Raw genomic sequence first — 16,917 nt, 5'->3', positions numbered from 1 at the left:
CCCGCGGCTTGGTAAAGTACGTTTTCTCGGATGCGGGGTGGAGCAGTCTGGCAGCTCGTCGGGCTCATAACCCGAAGGTCGCAGGTTCAAATCCTGCCCCCGCTACCAGTTTTCGAAAGGGCCCCTTCGCGGGGCCTTTTTCTTGGGGTCGCGCTCCCGCGCGCCGACAGGCTTCGAGCTGCAGCCTGTTTCCATGACGGAAGGTGTAAAGGGGCGTTCAACGCCCTTTTTTTGTTTCCGGGCTCCGTGCACCGGTGCAGTGGAATCGAGGTCGACAGACATTTGTCCGAGCAGGTTGAACAACTGAAGGCGCTACTGGGACCCGTGGTCGAAGGCCAGGGTTGTGAGCTCTGGGGTATCGAGCACCATGCGGGTTCGAAGCCGCAGATGCTGCGCATCTATATCGATCGTTCGACCGGCGTGACCGTGGATGACTGTGCGCGCGTCAGCGAGCAGGTCAGCGCGGTCCTCGATGTGGAAAGTCCGATCCGCGCGGACTACACGCTCGAGGTGTCCAGTCCGGGCATCGAACGTCCCCTGTTTACTCCCGATCAGTTCCGCGAGTACGTCGGTCGTGCGGTCAAGGTGCGTCTGACCTGGCCGGAACACGGGCGGCGGAACTACCGTGGGCAGCTGTTGTCCGCGGACGACACCATGATCGAGGTGGCGGTCGATGGCACGGCCTACGAGTTGCCGCTGGCCGCGATTCACAATGCGCGCGTGCTGGAAGAAGACCCGGGGACGCAATCATGAACAACCTGATGTCGACAGGCGACTGTCGAGGCTGCGAAGAGGCATGACATGAACAAGGAGATCCTGCTGGTCGTCGACGCCGTTTCCAACGAGAAGGGCGTCGAGAAGGGCGTTATCTTCGAGGCCCTGGAATCGGCCCTGGCGATGGCCACGCGCAAGTATCACGGTGGGCGCATGGATGTGCGTGTGAGCATCGACCGCGAAAGCGGCGATTACGAGGCCTATCGCCGCTGGACGGTGGTGGACGACGAGGATCCCGAGTTCGAGTCTCCCGACTATCAGATGCTGCTGTCCTACGCGCAGCAGAAATACCCGGAGATTCAGATCGGAGAGGTGATCGAGGAACCGGTCGAGGCCGTAGACTTCGGGCGTATCGCCGCGCAGACCGCCAAGCAGGTGATCGTGCAGAAGGTGCGCGATGCCGAGCGGCAGAAGGTCGTCGAGGAGTACGAGGACCGGGTCGGTTCGCTGGTGATGGGGATCGTCAAGCGTACCGACCGCAACGGGACCTACGTGGACCTGGGCAACAACGCCGAGGCCCTGGTCCCGCGCGAGCACATGATTCCGCGCGAGACGGTACGCACCAATGACCGCCTGCGCGGCTATCTCAAGGAGATCCGGCCGGACGCTCGCGGACCGCAACTGATCCTCAGCCGGACCGCGCCGGAGTTCCTGATCGAGCTGTTCAAGCTCGAGGTCCCGGAGGTGGGGCAGGAGATCATCGACATCCTCGGGGCGGCCCGCGATCCGGGCATGCGGGCGAAGATCGCGGTGCGCTCGAATGACCCTCGGCTGGATCCGGTGGGGGCCTGCGTGGGCATGCGCGGTTCGCGCGTGCAGTCGGTCTCCAACGAGCTTGCGGGCGAACGCATCGATATCATCGTATGGGACGAGAATCCGGCCCAGTTCGTGATCAATGCGATGTCGCCGGCGGAAGTCCTCTCGATCGTGGTCGACGAAGAGAAGCAGTCGATGGACATCGCGGTGGCCGAGGACAAGCTTTCGCTGGCGATCGGCCGCGGGGGGCAGAACATCCGCCTGGCCTCGCAGCTGACCGGCTGGGAGCTGAACGTGATGACCGAGGAACAGGCCGAGGAGAAGAGCGAGGCCGAGGCCCGGCAGCTGGTGACCTACTTCATGGAGGCGCTGGACGTCGACGAGGAGGTGGCCGGGATCCTGGTGCAGGAAGGCTTCAGTACCCTGGACGAGGTGGCCTATGTGGACGAGGCGGAACTGCTGTCGATCGAGGAATTCGATGAGGACGTGGTCGGGGAACTTCGCAACCGGGCCAGCGACGCGCTCCTGACGCGGGCGATCGCGGCACAGGACGGGGGGGGTGGCGAGCCGGCCGAGGATCTGCTGAACATGGATGGCATGACCGTGGCGCTGGCGAATCGGCTGGCAGCCAGCGGGGTGTGCACCATGGAGGATCTCGCCGAGCAGGCCGCGGACGACGTGGTGGAAATGCTGGGCATCTCCGAGCAGGAGGCGTCCGAATTGATCATGACCGCGCGCGCCCCCTGGTTCGAAACCGGGGAATGATCGCGACGCAGCGGCGGTGGTCGGACAGCGGCACGCCGGAACAGAATCTGGAATGGAGGTAGCGCCATGGCGCAAATGACAGTGCAGCAATTCGCGGAATCGGTGGGCAAGCCCGTCGATCGTCTCCTGGAGCAGCTCAAGGAGGCGGGCGTCGAGGTGGCCGGGCCCGAGGCGCCCATCACCGATGCCGAGAAGCGCCAGCTGCTGGACCATCTGCGCCAGGGTTCCTCCGGCGGGGCGAGTGACCGCGTGACTCTGCGGCGGCGTTCCCAGGCGCAGACGCTGAAGGTCAGCTCGGGCCAGGGCAAGACCAAGACGGTTAACGTGGAGGTGCGCAAGAAGCGCACCCTCAAGCGCAAGCCGGCGGATGCAACACCGGCGCCGGAGGATCGCCCGGAGGCGGCCGAGAATGTGGAATCCGAAGCCGCTGCGGCACCGGAAGAGACCCGTCCCGATGCAGAATCGCCGGTGACCCCGGAAGCCGAGGAGGCCGCAGCCGGCGAGGCGCCGGAGGCGGAAGCACCGGCGGATGAGCCGGTGGTGGCCGAGACGCCGGAACCGGAACCTGAACCGGCGGCCGACGAGGCCGCGGCGGAGGAACCGGCGGACGTCGAAGAAGAGCCCGAAGCGGCGGAGGCGGCCGCAGCCGAGGCACCGGAGTCACCCGAGGCGGAAGAGGCGGCCGAGGAGCCGGCCGCAGCCGCGGAAGAAGCGCCGGCCGCCCCGAAGAAGCCGCTGAGCCGCACGCAGCAGCTGGCCATGCAGCTGGAAGCCGAGCGGGAAGCTCAGCGCAAGGCTGTGGAAGCGCGCAAGCAGGAAGAGGTCGAACGCGAGGAGCGCCAGAAGCGCAAGCAGGAAGAGCAGGAGAAGCAGGAGGCGAAGCGCGAGAAGGAAGAACAGGCGCGCCTGGAACGCGAGGCCGCGCAGCAGCGCCAGGCACCGGCTCCCGCCGCGGCACCGGCTCCCGCCGCGGCACCGGCGGAACCCGCCAAGTCCGGCAAGGGCCGCAAGGGTGGCCGCAAGGACGACCGCAAGGAACTGCATGTCGCCGGCGACCGTCGTGGTCGGCGCAAGAAGGGTGACAAGGGCAAGGGCGCCGGGCAGTCGCAGGCGGCCCAGGCCGTGGCCGGCAAGCACGGCTTCGCCAAGCCGACCGCACCGGTGGTGCGCGAGGTGGAAGTGCCGGAGACCATCACGGTGGCCGATCTGGCGCAGGCGATGGCGATCAAGGCGCCGCAGCTGATCAAGACCCTGATGGGCATGGGCGTGATGGCTACCATCAACCAGTCCATCGATCAGGAAACGGCGATGCTGGTGGTCGAGGAAATGGGCCACACCGCGGTGCCCGCAAGGGAAGAGACCATCGAGGATCAGATCGAGGTTGCCCAGGAGCAGACCGCCGAGCCCAAGGCCCGTCCGCCGGTGGTGACCGTGATGGGCCACGTGGACCATGGCAAGACGTCGCTGCTGGACCATATCCGCAAGACGCGCGTGGCCTCCGGAGAAGCCGGCGGGATCACCCAGCACATCGGGGCCTATCACGTCGAGAACGGGCATGACGGGGTGACGTTCCTCGATACGCCGGGACATGCGGCGTTCACCGCGATGCGTGCCCGGGGTGCCCAGTCCACGGACATCGTGATCCTGGTGGTTGCGGCGGATGACGGCGTGATGCCGCAGACCCTCGAAGCCATCAACCATGCGAAGGCCGCCGGCGTACCGATCGTGGTCGCGGTCAACAAGATCGACAAGCCGGAGGCGGATGCCGACCGGGTGATCAACGATCTCGCCCAGCACGAGGTAATCCCCGAGGAATGGGGTGGCGACACCCAGTTCATCCGGGTCTCGGCGCATTCCGGGGAAGGCATCGACGAGCTGCTGGAAGGCCTGGGTCTGCAGGCGGAGCTGATGGAGCTGATGGCCCCGGACGAGGGGCCGGCGCGCGGCGTGGTGATCGAGTCGCGGCTGGACAAGGGCCGTGGCCCGGTGGCCACGGTGCTGGTGCAGTCCGGCAGCCTGAAACATGGCGACATCGTGCTGACCGGCAAGGAATACGGCCGTGTGCGGGCGATGTTCGACGACACCGGCACGGCGGTAAAGGAAGTCGGTCCGTCGATGCCGGTGGAGATCCTGGGGCTCTCCGGGGTGCCGGAGGCCGGCGACGAGATGCTGGTGGTCGCGGACGAAAAGACTGCGCGCGAAGTGGCCGAGTACCGCGACACCAAGCAGCGCGAGCGCAAGCTGGCGGCGCAGCAGGCGGCCAAGCTGGAAAACATCTTCAACCAGATGCAGGAAGGCGACGTCGGCACGGTCAACATCCTGATCAAGGCCGACGTGCAGGGATCCGCCGAGGCGCTGCGCGAATCGCTGGTCAAGCTGTCCAACGAGGAAGTCCGGGTCAAGGTGATTTCCACCGGGGTCGGCGGTATCTCCGAGTCGGATATCAACCTGGCGACCGCTTCGGATGCGATCGTGATCGCGTTCAACGTGCGCGCCGATGCCGGCGCCAAGCGGGTGGCGCAGGAAAACGGGATCGACGTCCGCTACTACTCGGTCATCTACGAGGCCATCGAGGACGTGAAGCAGGCCCTGTCCGGGCTGCTGGCGCCCGAGACCCGCGAGGAAATCGTGGGCCTGGCCGAGGTGCGCGAGGTGTTCAAGGCCTCGAGCTTCGGCCAGGTGGCCGGCTGCCTGGTGGTCGAGGGTTCGGTCAAGCGGGGCAACCCGATCCGCGTGCTGCGTGACAACGTGGTGGTGTACGAGGGCGAGCTGGAAAGCCTGCGCCGCTTCAAGGACGACGTGAACGAGGTCCGCGCCGGTACCGAATGCGGTATCGCGGTGAAGAACTACAACGACGTGAAGGCCGGGGACCAGATCGAGGTCTTCCAGCGCGTCGAGGTCCAGCGGTCGCTGTAATGCCCGGACCCCGCGACTTCCAGCGCAGTGACCGGGTCGGCGAGCAGATCCAGCGCGAGCTCGCCGAACTGGTGCGCGTCGAGGTGAAGGACCCGCGGGTCGGCATGGTGACCATCTCGGGGGTGGAGGTCTCGAAGGATCTGGCCCACGCCCGGGTGTATTTCACCCGGCTGGGCGGCGAGGAGGGCGGTCGCGAGGCGCAGCAGGGCCTCAACAGCGCGGCCGGCTTCCTGCGTCGGGCGCTGGGCAGCCGGATTCGTATGCGCAGCATCCCGCAACTGCGGTTCATCTACGATGATACGCCCGAACGCGGCGCGCGCATGTCTTCGCTGATCAGTCAGGCGCTTGCGGAGGATCGCGAGCGGCACGGCGACGGTGATGCGGAGGCCGGAGCGGAAGGCGGCGGGGACCCGGATGCCTCCGGTGATCCCGACGTCCCGCAGGACCGGTAAACCGATTCCCCGTGGCGCGCAGGAAGGGGCGCAACGTCGACGGCATCCTGCTGCTCGACAAGCCGCAGGGGCTCAGTTCGAACCAGGCGCTGGGTCGGGTGAAATACCTCCTCGGGGCGCGCAAGGCGGGCCATACCGGCGCCCTGGATCCACGGGCGACCGGGCTTCTTCCACTGTGTTTCGGGCAGGCGACCAAGGTGTCCGGCTGGCTGCTGGACGCGGACAAGCGTTATGTGGCTGTCGCGCGGCTGGGTGTGGAGACCGACTCGGCGGACATGGACGGAGAAATCCTTGCCGAGTCCCCGGTTCCCGCGATCACGGACGAGGATCCGGCGCGGCTGGAACGCGGTTTCACCGGCGATCTGGAGCAGGTTCCCCCGATGGTCTCGGCCCTGAAGAAGGACGGCCGGCGGCTGTACGAGCTGGCGCGCGAAGGGGTGGAAGTGGACCGTCCTCCGCGGCCGGTGCGGATCCATTCGCTGAATATCGAACGGCTGGCGGATGATCGCCTGCGGCTGGAGGTGCATTGCAGCAAGGGCACCTATATCCGGTCGCTGGTGACCGATATCGGGGAAGCCCTCGGCTGCGGTGCGGCGGTTGAAGAGCTGCGGCGCACCGGCCACGGGGCCTTCGCGGCCGACGCCATGTGGACCCTGGAAGCCCTGGAGCAGCGTTTCGAGGAGGGCGGTGCAGCGGCGATCGAGGCCTGTCTGCTGCCGCCGGAGGCCGCCCTGTCCGGCTGGCCGCAGCTCCATCTGGGTGCCGCCGGAGCGGCGGCACTGCGCCACGGGAATCCGGCGGGAGCGGAAGCGGTGAGCGAGCGCATCGCGGGTGTCTCGCCGGCTGCGGACGAACCGGAAGCGGGCGGGGTCCTGGTACGCCTGCACGGGCCCGCAGGCGAATTTCTCGGCGTGGGGCTGGAGGCCGGGGACGGCACGATTCGCCCGCGGCGTCTGTTCGTCACCGGCTGAGGCCCGCTGCAACCGACCTCATTCGCGGCGATACGCGGGCACCGGGTCCGCGATCAGCGCGGCCAGCTGCTCCGCCGACATCGGCCGCGCGAGGAGATACCCCTGGGCCTCGTTGCAGCCCTCCCGAATGATCAGGTCGCGCTGGGTGGCGGTCTCGACGCCCTCGGCGATGACCGTCAGCCCCAGCTTGTGACCCATGGCGATGATGGACGCGGTGAGGGCGGCATCGGCGGGGTCGCAGTCCGCCCCCTGCACGAACGAGGCATCCACCTTCAGCCGTTGCACCGGCAGGCGCTTGAGATAGCTGAGCGACGAATAGCCGGTACCGAAGTCGTCGATCGCCAGCTGTACGCCCATTGACCGCAGTTCCTCCAGGGTGGCGATGCCGCGCTCGGCGTGGTCCATGACGAAGCCCTCGGTGATCTCCAGCTCGAGCCTGTGGGGTTCCAGCCCGGTCTCGGCGAGCACCGACCGCACGTCCGTGACGATATCCCCGAACAGCACCTGGTGGCCGGAAACATTGACCCCGATCCGGCCCAGACGCTCCGGTCCCCATTCGCGCGCCCGGCGTACCGCTTCGCGCAGCACCCAGCGGCCAAGCAGACCGATGGTGCCGTTTTCTTCCGCCACCGGGATGAATTCCGCCGGGCTGATCATGCCGAACTCCGGATGGCGCCAGCGGACCAGGGCTTCGGCACCGGCCAGGCTCTCGCCGGGCAGGTCCCACTGCGGCTGGAACACGACCTCCAGCTCGTCGCCCTCGATGGCTCGTCGCAGGCCGGCCTCGATCGCCAGCCGGCGCTGGCTGGCGTCGGTGAGGTCGGCGGTGTAGAGCTGCACGTTGTTGCGCCCGCGTGCCTTGGCGCGGTACATCGCCGAGTCCGCGTTGCGGATCAGCATGTCCGGGGTTGCGGCGTCGTCGGGGAACAGGCTGATGCCGATGCTGGCGCCGATGAACAGCTCCTGACCGGCGACGTGGAACGGCGACTCCAGTGCACGCAGCAGCTCGTGTGCGACGCTGGCGGCGTCCTCCGCGGTGGCGATGTGTTCGGTCAGCACCACGAATTCGTCGCCGCCATGGCGCGCAATGGTGGAGTGCCGGTCGATGGCGCCCAGCAGGCGCCGGGCGACCGCTTCCAGGAGCTCGTCTCCGCGATGATGGCCCAGACTGTCGTTCACGTACTTGAAGCCGTCCAGGTCGACGAACAGTACCGCCAGGCGCTCGTCGTGGAGTCGGCAGCGTTCAATCGCGCGCGCCAGGCGCTGGTCGAGCTGGGTGCGGTTGGGCAGATCGGTGAGCGGATCGTAGTTGGCCAGATGACTGACCCGGCGCCGGGCTTCTTCGCGGCTGGTCACGTCGCGGGCGACGCCGAAGATGTCCACCACCCGGTCGCCGTCATAGCGGACCCGCGCGTTGAGCTCCAGGACCACCCGTTCGCCGGAAACGTCGGTGACCTCGGCGCGTGCCGGAGGCAGGTCGGCGTCGCTGCCGCCGTCGATCGGCACCGCGGTGCCCTCGAGATAGGGCAGGAAGGGTTCGACCAGCGCGCGCAGGGTGGTCTCCGGCAGGCGGTCCATGCTGCGGCCGAGGACCCGCTCCACGCCGGGCGAGATGTAGCGCGCCCGACCCGAGCGGTCGAAGCGATAGACGAAGCCGCTGGCGTACTCCAGCAGATCCTCCTGCTCCTCGGACGCGCGCTCCAGGGCCTCGGACTGCGCCACCACCTGGCGTGACAGCGGCCGGATCACGCCGATCAGCCCCAGTCCCGACAGCAATGCCATGCCCAGTACCAGTGTGACCGGCAGCGCCAGGTGGGCCATCATGCCGGCGTAGAGTTCCTCCTCCGGTACGGCCATCGCCAGCCCCCAGCCCGGGCGTACCGGCACCGCAAAGACCACCTCGCCGTCCGTGCGCTGCAGGGCCTGCGATCCTCCGCGGGCCTGCTGCAGTGCCGGGGCCACCGGGTTCCCGGCGCCGGTCGGCATCAGGCTCCAGGTGATGTCGTCCACCCGCAGCACCACTCCCTGCGGGCCCTCCAGCCAGGCGGCCTTGCCGCCCTCGGCGGCGGACTCCAGCACGCCGACCATGGCCTCGGCGGGGAACACCAGGATGTCGGCGCCCAGCCATTCGTCCTCGCGCGAGAGGATCGGCACCGCGATCATGATCCAGGCCCGGCCCTCCCCGGCCAGATGGTCCCGCATGCGGGTTTCGCGCATTGCCGGGTCGATGTCCGGCCAGTAGATCGGGTCCGGGTTGGCGTCGCCCACCGCCAGTACCTGGCGGCCTTCCGCATCCAGGCGGATGATGCCGGCCGCGCCGGAGGGGCGCAGGGCATCTTCCAGTTTGTCGTGACTGAAGTCCTGCAGGTCTTCGAGATCGGTCGCGCCACGATTGTAGGCGGCCAGTTCGTCGCGGATGCGGCTGCGGCTGGCGACCTGCCACGCGATGTCCTCCAGGCGGTCGAAATACTGCGCCACCGCCTGGCCGTGATGCTGCAGCGCGGCCTGCTGCGCCAGATCCGCGCGGTCGCGCGCCTGCTGATAATAGGCATGGGCGGTAAGGCTGGCCGCGATCAGGCCCAGCAGCACCAGCACCGCCAGTGCCAGCAGCAGGATGCGGGCCTGGAGCCGGCGGGTTTCCTGCGTGGCCATGACCGTCCCTGTCGGGGAGTGATGAAGTTCACAATATACCAGAATCCCCCGCGCGGCGGCCGTCGGCCCGTTCGCTGTTCACGCTGCTTGAGCGCGTGCTAACATACGCGCCTGTTCGCCAGCGCCACTGGCCACTCAGACAGACGGTTCAGGAATCAGGAGTCAGCCTTACATGTCGCTCACTACCGAAGAGAAGTCGGCCATCGTCGAGAAGCACAAGCGCGATGCCAACGATACCGGATCGCCCGAGGTGCAGATTGCACTCCTGACGGCGCGCATCCAGCATCTGATGGGCCATTTCGACAAGCACAAGCAGGATCACCACTCCCGGCGTGGCCTGCTGAAGATGGTCAGCCAGCGTCGCAAGCTGCTGTCCTATCTCAAGCGCAAGGACGTCGAACGCTATCAGTCGATCGTGAAGGAACTGGGCCTGCGCCGCTAGGCCCCGCCCCTCGGGCCCGCGCCTCCGGTGCGGGCCCGTTTGTTTGGGCCCCTGTTCGGGGCATCGATTGCGGCCAGAACTTTACGGGGCCCGCCGTCCGCTGCAGCAAGGCGGCCGGTCGGCGGGCCGCATCGGGATTCAAAGGGAAACGGGAAAAAACGTGTCATACAAGAAGTCGTTCCAGTACGGAAATCACACCGTAACGCTCGAAACCGGAGACATTGCCCGCCAGGCCAGCGGCGCGGTGCTGGTCAACATGGCCGAGACCGTGGTCCTGGTCACCGTGGTCGCCCGCAAGGAGGCCGACCCGGGGCGCGACTTCTTCCCCCTGACCGTCAACTACCAGGAACGGACCTATGCCGCGGGCAAGATCCCGGGCGGATTCTTCAAGCGTGAAGGGCGCCCGAGCGAGAAGGAAACCCTGACCTCGCGCCTGATCGACCGTCCGATTCGTCCGCTGTTTCCCGAAGGCTTCAAGAACGAAACCCAGGTCATCGCGACGGTGGTCTCGATCAACCCCGAGGTGGATCCCGACATCCCCGCGATGATCGGTGCTTCCGCGGCGCTGGCACTCTCGGGTGTGCCGTTCGGCGGGCCCATCGGGGCCGCCCGCGTGGGGTACCGCGCCGGTGAGTACCAGTTGAATCCGAGCTTCAGCGCGCTGGAGGAATCCGAGCTGAACCTGGTCGTGGCGGGGACCGAGAACGCGGTCCTGATGGTGGAGTCGGAGGCCAGCGAGCTGTCCGAGGAAACCATGCTGGGCGCGGTGATGTACGGTCACGAACAGCTGCAGGCTGCGATCCGCGCGATCAACGAACTGGCGGCCGAGGCGGGGGAACCCGCCTGGGACTGGCAGGCGCCGGAGAGCGAGGCCTCGGTGGAAGAGCGCGTGGCCGCCGCCGCGCGCGACGAGCTGACCGAGATCTACCAGATCGCCGACAAGCAGACCCGCAGCCAGCGCCTGAGCGAACTGCGCAGCCGCCTGGTCGAATCCCTGGCCAGTGACGACGAATCCGGCCCCGATGCCGATGCGGTCAAGACGGCCCTGCACGATCTGGAATACCGCCTCGTGCGTGACCGTATCCTGGACGGCCACCCGCGCATCGACGGCCGCGACACGAAGACCGTGCGCCCGATCGATGTGCAGACCGGCATCCTGCCGCGGGCCCATGGCTCCGCGCTGTTCACCCGGGGCGAGACCCAGGCGATGGTGGTGGCCACCCTGGGCACGGACCGCGACGCCCAGGTGATCGACGCGATCGAGGGCGAGCGTCGCGACCGTTTCATGCTGCATTACAACTTCCCGCCGTACTGCACCGGGGAGACCGGTTTCGTCGGCTCGCCCAAGCGTCGCGAGATCGGCCACGGCCGGCTGGCCAAGCGCGGCGTGGCCGCAGTGATGCCGAGCGACGAGGACTTCCCCTACGTGGTGCGCGTGGTCTCCGAGATCACCGAGTCGAACGGCTCCAGTTCCATGGCCTCGGTGTGCGGTACCTCGCTGGCGCTGATGGACGCCGGTGTGCCGCTGAAGGCCCCGGTCGCGGGCATCGCGATGGGGCTGATCAAGGAAGACGACCGCTTCGCCGTGCTCTCCGATATCCTCGGCGATGAGGACCACCTGGGCGACATGGACTTCAAGGTCGCCGGGACCTCGGGCGGCGTGACCGCACTGCAGATGGACATCAAGATCGACGGGATTACCCGCGAGATCATGGAACAGGCGCTGGAGCAGGCGCGCGAAGGCCGGCTGCACATCCTCGGCTGCATGAACGCCGAGCTGGACACCCATCGTCAGGAGATGTCCGAACACGCACCGCGCTTCATCACCCTGAAGATCAACCCGGACAAGATCCGCGACGTGATCGGCAAGGGCGGCGCGACCATCCGTACCCTGACCGAGGAGACCGGTACCACCATCGACATCGGGGACGACGGCACGGTCAAGATCGCCTCCACCGATGCCGCCGCCGGCAACGAGGCGAAGCGCCGCATCGAGGAGCTGACCGCCGACATCGAGGTGGGGCGTCAGTACACCGGCAAGGTCGCCAAGATCATGGACTTCGGCGCATTCGTGTCGATCCTTCCGGGTCGTGACGGGCTGGTGCATATCTCGCAGATCTCCGACGAGCGCGTGGAGAACGTGAGCGACTTCCTGTCCGAGGGCGATTCGGTCACCGTCCGGGTGCTGGAGGTCGACAAGCAGGGCCGCATCCGGCTCAGCATGAAGGCGGTCGAAGAGGACGCCTGAGCAGCTTTCCTTCGAGGGCGACAGGCATGGATCTGGTCAGCATACGCAAGAGTTACCGGCGTTACGCACGGCACTACGACGCCACCTTCGGACGGGTCTTCGCCACCGGGCGGCACAGTGCGCAGAAGACCCTGGCGCCGCTGGAAGGCAAGCGGGTGCTGGAAGTGGGCGTGGGCACCGGGATCTCCTTCCCGGAGTACCCGGACGGCGTGGACCTGGTGGGGATCGACGTCTCGCGCGAGATGCTGCAGGTCGCGCAGGAACGCATCAACGGCGGTCTGCCGGGGGTGCGCGGCGTGGCCGAGATGGACGCCGAGGCACTCGGTTTTCGCGACGACAGCTTCGACGCCGTGGTCGGGATGTACGTGGCGTCCGTGGTCCCCAATCCCGATCGCATGTTTGCCGAGATGTGGCGGGTGTGCCGTCCGGGCGGACAGATCCTGCTGGTCAACCATTTCGCGTCCCGGCAATGGCTGCTGCGCGGGGTGGAACGCAGCCTGCGGCCTCTTTCGCGGGCGGTGGGCTTTCGTCCGGACATGGAGCTCGACCACTTCGTGCACCTGACCGGCTGCGAGCCCGAGGCGGTGGAACCCGCCAGCCTGTTCGGTTACTGGAAGCAGGTGGCGTTCCGCAAACCGGCCGGATAACCCGAGCCCTCCGGCGCGCTTGCGCCCACAGGCCTGAACCCCTTACGGTCTTGCGGGAATCATCCCGTGCCCGCATGCGTGGCATGCCTACTCCGGGAAACCGCCGATGACTCAGCGTGACCAGGCCTCTTTCCAGTCTTTCCACTACCGGCTTCTGCTGCTCGTGCTGGCCGCCATCGTGTTGCTGGGCGCAGTGCTGGCGACCGTGGCGTATCAGATGCTGGAGGGCGAGACGCGCGAAGCGGTGCGCTCGGAAGTGACCTCTACTTCCGAGTCCACCGCACTCTACGTATCCCAGTGGTTTTCCTCCAATGCGCGCCTGATCGAGGGGCTGGCCGAAGAGGTGCCGGTCGGGCGCGATCCGCGTCCGGTGCTGCAGCAGTTCGAGCGCATGGGCGAGGTCGATCTGACCTATGTCGGTGACGCGCAGGGCGGCATGATCATGTCGGATCCCGAGGCTTCACTGCCGGGTGATTTCGACCCGCGTACGCGACCCTGGTACGAGGGCGCGCTGCTGAACGATGGTCTGTATATCACCACGCCGTTCGAAGATGCCGCGCAGGACCGGCTGATCATCTCCATGGGCGCGCCGGTCTACCGCGACACCGGCGAGCTGCACGGGGTGGCGGCCGGGGACATCGGCCTGCAGGAGGTGGCTGCCAGCGTGGCCGGTCTGGATCTGCGCTGGGACGGCCATATGGTGCTGGTCGACGAGGACGGCATGGTGGTTGCCCACCCGGATTCCTCGCGGGTGCTGCAGCCGCTGGTGGATGCCATCGAGGAAGGCGGCGGTTTCGACCCGCTGGACCCGTCGTACGAGGGTGAGCTGCGCGAGGTGGTGATGGATGGCGAGGAACGCCTGCTGCACGCCACTCCCATTCCCGGTACGGACTGGTACCAGGTCCTGAGCCTGGATCGCTCGGCCGTGACCGAACCGCTGCGCGATCTGCTCTGGCAGTTCGCCCTGTGGACCGTGGTGGCCGTGGTCCTGGTGGGAAGCGGCACGGCGCTGATCCTCAACCGGCTGGTGCGGGTGCGCCGGGAACTGGAGAGCGAGATGAAGCTCGCACGCGAGCAGGCGGAGAGCGCCACCCGCGCGAAGAGCGAGTTCCTGGCCAACATGAGCCACGAGATCCGCACGCCGATGAACGCGATCATCGGCATGAGTCACCTCGCCCGGCGGACCGAACTGACCCCCCGTCAGCGGGGGTACATGGACAAGATCGACAATGCGGCCCAGCGCCTGCTCGGCCTGATCAACGACATCCTCGATTTCTCCAAGATCGAGGCCGGCAAGCTCGAACTGGAAGATGCCCCGTTCCACCTCGATTCCGTGCTCAACGGGGTCACCGACGTGGTCGGCCACCGGGCCGAGGAGAAGGGACTGGAACTGGTGCACCACGTCGCGCCGGGTACACCGCGCCTGCTGCGAGGGGATGCCCTCCGGCTGGGGCAGATTCTGACCAATCTCGCCGGCAATGCGGTCAAGTTCACCGAGCAGGGCGAGGTTGTGGTGCATGTCTCGGCCGAGGCGATCGACGACGGCTATGCCACCCTGCGCTTCTCGGTGCGCGACACAGGACCGGGGATGTCCGAGGAGGAGGCCCGCAGGCTGTTCCGTTCTTTCACGCAGCTGGACAGCTCGGTGACCCGGCGCCAGGAAGGCACCGGGCTCGGGCTGGCGATCAGCAAGCAGCTGGTGGAAATGATGCACGGCGACATCGGGGTGGAAAGCACGCCCGGCGAGGGGGCGACATTCAGCTTTACCGCACGTCTGGGCGTGGAGACGGAGCAGGTACAGCCCGCGCGTCCGGTCGTGTCCCGATCACTGCGCGGGCGCCGGGTGCTGGTGGTCGATGACTCGGACGCGGCCCGGGAAACCCTGGCCGCGATGCTGAGCGATCTGGGAATCGAGGCGGATACGGCGCCCTCCGGCCCGGATGCCCTGGGCATGCTGGACCGGGCGGTGGAAAAGGGCGTGCATTACGATATGGTGCTGACCGACTGGCGCATGCCGGGGATGGATGGTCTGGAGGTGGCGCAGAACATCAATGCCGAACGCAAGCGACAGGTCCCTTCGGTTCTGATGGTGACCGGGTTCAGCCGCGATGAAATCCTGCAGAAGGCGGAAGAGACCGTGGATGGTCTCCTGCTCAAGCCGGTGACCGAATCCACGCTGCACGACACCCTGGTCGAACTCCTGAATGCGGATGATGAAGGCGACCGGGTGCGCGAAGCGGCCCCCGGCATGACGGCCGACACGCCGCGCCTGGACGGCTGCCGCATCCTGCTGGCGGAGGACAACGCCATCAATCGGGATCTGGCGGTGGAGCTCCTGGAGGATCTGGGCTGTGACGTCACCACGGTGGAGGACGGTCGCGAGGCGCTGGCGGCCGTTGAGGCCGCATCCTTCGACGCGGTGCTGATGGACATCCAGATGCCCGAAATGGACGGGCTGAGTGCCACGCGCGAGCTGCGGTGGGACGCGCGTTTCCGGGACCTTCCGGTGATCGCGATGACGGCCCATGCGATGGCCGGCGATCGCGAGAAGAGCCTGGAGGCGGGGATGAACGACCATGTCACCAAGCCGATCGACCCCGCTGCCCTGGCCCGGACACTTTCCGAGTGGATCGGATGCGTGCACCAGGGAGCCGCGTCCGGGGGGGCGGGCGATGACAGCACGGGCTCGCCAATGCCGTCTGCGACCACCGGTTCCGGTGCGTCGGGCGGCGACGGGCTGCCGCAGGAGCTGCCGCCGTTCGATCTCCCGGCGGCACTGGCGCGCTGCAACGGCAAGGCGTCGCTGCTGCGGCGCATGATCCTCAGCCTGGAGGAGCGTTACAGCGGGGTGGTCGAGGAATTGCGGTCGCTGCTGGAAACCGGCCACCGCGACGAGGCGCATCGACTGGCGCACTCGCTCAAGGGCGTCGCGGGTTCCCTGGAGTTGCGCGAAGTGCAGGCCTGCGCGCAGCGGATCGAGAATGAACTCGCGCAGGGAGACGAGGGCGCCGCGTTCGGGCGCCTTGCGGAGCTGGACGAGCACCTGGCGCCGGCACTGGAAGCGGCCCGTGGTCTGGTTGCCGACGGGGACGCGGAGGATGCCCCGGAGAGCGGTTCCGGGGACGGGCCCCTTCACGATATGGAGACCGGCCCCCTGCCCGAGGATGAGCTGCGCGAGCTGCGTGTGCTGATCGAAGGCAACAACCTGCGTGCCCGGGCGCATTTCCGCGAGCTGAGCGGACGGCTCCTCGGGCACGGCCAGGACGCCCTCGTGCGGGAACTGGGGTCCCGCATTGAACAACTGGATTTCGAACAGGCGCTGGTGGCGGTGGACCGGCTGCTGAGGGAAAGTGGGGAAGGCTTATGAACAGTGACCATCGGGCACGTATCCTCGTGGTGGATGACGAGCCTGCCAACATCGAGTTGCTGGCCGGGATCTTCGAGGACGAACACGAGGTGCTGTTCGCCACGAACGGGAAACGCGCGCTGGATCTTGCCGCCTCGGCGCGTCCGGACGTGATCCTGCTCGACGTGATGATGCCGGGAACGGACGGTTTTCAGGTCTGTGAATGGCTGAAGTCCGAGCGCGCGACGGCGAACGTCCCGGTGATCTTCATTACCGGGGTGGGAGATACCGAGGGCGAGGCCCGGGGTCTGGAACTGGGCGCGGTCGACTACGTGAACAAGCCCATCAATCCGCCGGTGGTCCGGTTGCGGGTGCAGCATCAGATCGAGCTCAAGCGCGCCCGCGATCAACTGACCCGCATGGCGGTGACCGACGGACTGACCGGCCTGGCCAACCGGCGCCAGTTCGAGGAGACCCTGGAGCGTGAAAATGCGCGTCTGGCGCGGACCGGGGACGCCCTTTCGGTGATCCTGATGGACATCGATTATTTCAAGCCCTTCAACGACACCCTGGGCCATGTCCGCGGGGATGACTGTCTGCGCGAAGTGTCGCGGGTGCTGGACGAGACCATCTCGCGTCCCGCCGACCTGGCCGCACGTTACGGGGGGGAGGAGTTCGGCTGCATCCTGCCGGAAACCGCGCTGGAGGATGCCGCGGCAGTGGCCGAGCGGGTGCGGGAGGCGATCGTCGAACTCGGTGTCCCCCATCCGGCGTCCGAAGTGGCGGATCACGTGACCGCCAGCCTTGGCGTGGCCACGCTGCATTGCCAGCCACGCCAGTCGGCGCTGCGGGTGGTGGCGCGGGCCGATGAGCAGCTCTATCGGGCCAAGGCGGAGGGGCGAAACCGGGTCTGTGCCGCCGAATCGGCGGAGCGCTGAGCCACGGAGG

At 67.4% G+C, this 16,917-nt stretch carries 11 protein-coding genes and 1 tRNA gene; 11 read left to right on the top strand and 1 reads right to left on the bottom strand.

Annotation, left to right across the window (positions count from 1 at the left end):
• The first annotated feature begins 31 nt into the window (after nt 1-31).
• The 6 genes from G020_RS0105920 to truB all read left to right on the top strand — a co-directional run bounded on the left by G020_RS0105920 (nt 32) and on the right by truB (nt 6,634).
• Nucleotides 32-108, top strand: a tRNA-Met gene (locus G020_RS0105920).
• A 174-nt stretch (nt 109-282) separates the two neighbouring features.
• Nucleotides 283-753, top strand: a complete 471-nt coding sequence (rimP, locus tag G020_RS0105915) for a ribosome maturation factor RimP (protein WP_024328969.1) — start codon at nt 283-285, stop codon at nt 751-753.
• Nucleotides 754-801: 48 nt separating this feature from the next.
• A complete protein-coding gene (gene nusA / locus G020_RS0105910) occupies nt 802-2,295 on the top strand; it encodes a transcription termination factor NusA (protein ID WP_024328968.1) in 1,494 nt (497 codons plus the stop codon).
• A 75-nt stretch (nt 2,296-2,370) separates the two neighbouring features.
• Nucleotides 2,371-5,211, top strand: coding sequence for a translation initiation factor IF-2 (gene infB, locus G020_RS0105905; RefSeq protein ID WP_024328967.1), 2,841 nt, complete (start codon nt 2,371-2,373; stop codon nt 5,209-5,211).
• On the top strand, nt 5,211-5,663 hold the full coding sequence (gene rbfA / locus G020_RS0105900) for a 30S ribosome-binding factor RbfA (protein ID WP_019021187.1): 453 nt from the start codon (nt 5,211-5,213) through the stop codon (nt 5,661-5,663). The genes infB and rbfA overlap by 1 nt, the downstream gene beginning before the upstream one ends.
• Nucleotides 5,664-5,674: 11 nt before the next feature.
• The gene (truB, locus tag G020_RS0105895) at nt 5,675-6,634 is read left to right on the top strand and encodes a tRNA pseudouridine(55) synthase TruB (RefSeq protein WP_019590685.1); all 960 of its coding nucleotides are present in this window, start codon (nt 5,675-5,677) and stop codon (nt 6,632-6,634) included.
• A gap of 18 nt (nt 6,635-6,652) precedes the next feature.
• Here truB and G020_RS0105890 read toward each other — a convergent pair whose 3' ends face one another.
• Nucleotides 6,653-9,286: an EAL domain-containing protein gene (locus tag G020_RS0105890; protein WP_019590684.1), complete on the bottom strand. Its 2,634-nt coding sequence runs from the start codon at nt 9,284-9,286 to the stop codon at nt 6,653-6,655.
• Between the two features lie 172 nt (nt 9,287-9,458).
• Here G020_RS0105890 and rpsO point away from each other — a divergent pair, with 172 nt between their 5' ends.
• From rpsO to G020_RS0105865, 5 genes are all read left to right on the top strand, one after another.
• Nucleotides 9,459-9,728: a 30S ribosomal protein S15 gene (gene rpsO / locus G020_RS0105885; RefSeq protein WP_018869942.1), complete on the top strand. Its 270-nt coding sequence runs from the start codon at nt 9,459-9,461 to the stop codon at nt 9,726-9,728.
• Between the two features lie 160 nt (nt 9,729-9,888).
• Nucleotides 9,889-11,976, top strand: coding sequence for a polyribonucleotide nucleotidyltransferase (gene pnp / locus G020_RS0105880; protein WP_019590683.1), 2,088 nt, complete (start codon nt 9,889-9,891; stop codon nt 11,974-11,976).
• A gap of 26 nt (nt 11,977-12,002) precedes the next feature.
• Nucleotides 12,003-12,623 (top strand): class I SAM-dependent methyltransferase, encoded by a 621-nt coding sequence (locus G020_RS0105875; RefSeq protein ID WP_019021183.1) that lies wholly within the window; start codon nt 12,003-12,005, stop codon nt 12,621-12,623.
• A 106-nt stretch (nt 12,624-12,729) separates the two neighbouring features.
• Nucleotides 12,730-15,990, top strand: coding sequence for a hybrid sensor histidine kinase/response regulator (locus G020_RS0105870; RefSeq protein WP_024328966.1), 3,261 nt, complete (start codon nt 12,730-12,732; stop codon nt 15,988-15,990).
• A complete protein-coding gene (locus tag G020_RS0105865) occupies nt 15,987-16,907 on the top strand; it encodes a diguanylate cyclase (RefSeq protein WP_024328965.1) in 921 nt (306 codons plus the stop codon). The genes G020_RS0105870 and G020_RS0105865 overlap by 4 nt, the downstream gene beginning before the upstream one ends.
• The last annotated feature ends 10 nt before the right edge of the window (nt 16,908-16,917 follow it).

Source organism: Thioalkalivibrio sp. ALR17-21 (assembly GCF_000420185.1).
GTDB classification, from domain to species: Bacteria; Pseudomonadota; Gammaproteobacteria; order Ectothiorhodospirales; family Ectothiorhodospiraceae; genus Thioalkalivibrio; species Thioalkalivibrio halophilus.
This window is presented reverse-complemented; position numbering and strand designations above follow the sequence as displayed.

Bases quoted from the DNA above. Each gene is read 5' to 3' on its own strand.
- G020_RS0105865 (WP_024328965.1), top strand. From the start codon at position 15,987: ATGAACAGTGACCATCGGGCACGTATCCTCGTGGTGGATGACGAGCCT.
- rpsO (WP_018869942.1), top strand. From the start codon at position 9,459: ATGTCGCTCACTACCGAAGAGAAGTCGGCCATCGTCGAGAAGCACAAG.
- G020_RS0105890 (WP_019590684.1), bottom strand. From the start codon at position 9,286: ATGGCCACGCAGGAAACCCGCCGGCTCCAGGCCCGCATCCTGCTGCTG.
- G020_RS0105875 (WP_019021183.1), top strand. From the start codon at position 12,003: ATGGATCTGGTCAGCATACGCAAGAGTTACCGGCGTTACGCACGGCAC.
- G020_RS0105870 (WP_024328966.1), top strand. From the start codon at position 12,730: ATGACTCAGCGTGACCAGGCCTCTTTCCAGTCTTTCCACTACCGGCTT.
- nusA (WP_024328968.1), top strand. From the start codon at position 802: ATGAACAAGGAGATCCTGCTGGTCGTCGACGCCGTTTCCAACGAGAAG.
- rbfA (WP_019021187.1), top strand. From the start codon at position 5,211: ATGCCCGGACCCCGCGACTTCCAGCGCAGTGACCGGGTCGGCGAGCAG.
- infB (WP_024328967.1), top strand. From the start codon at position 2,371: ATGACAGTGCAGCAATTCGCGGAATCGGTGGGCAAGCCCGTCGATCGT.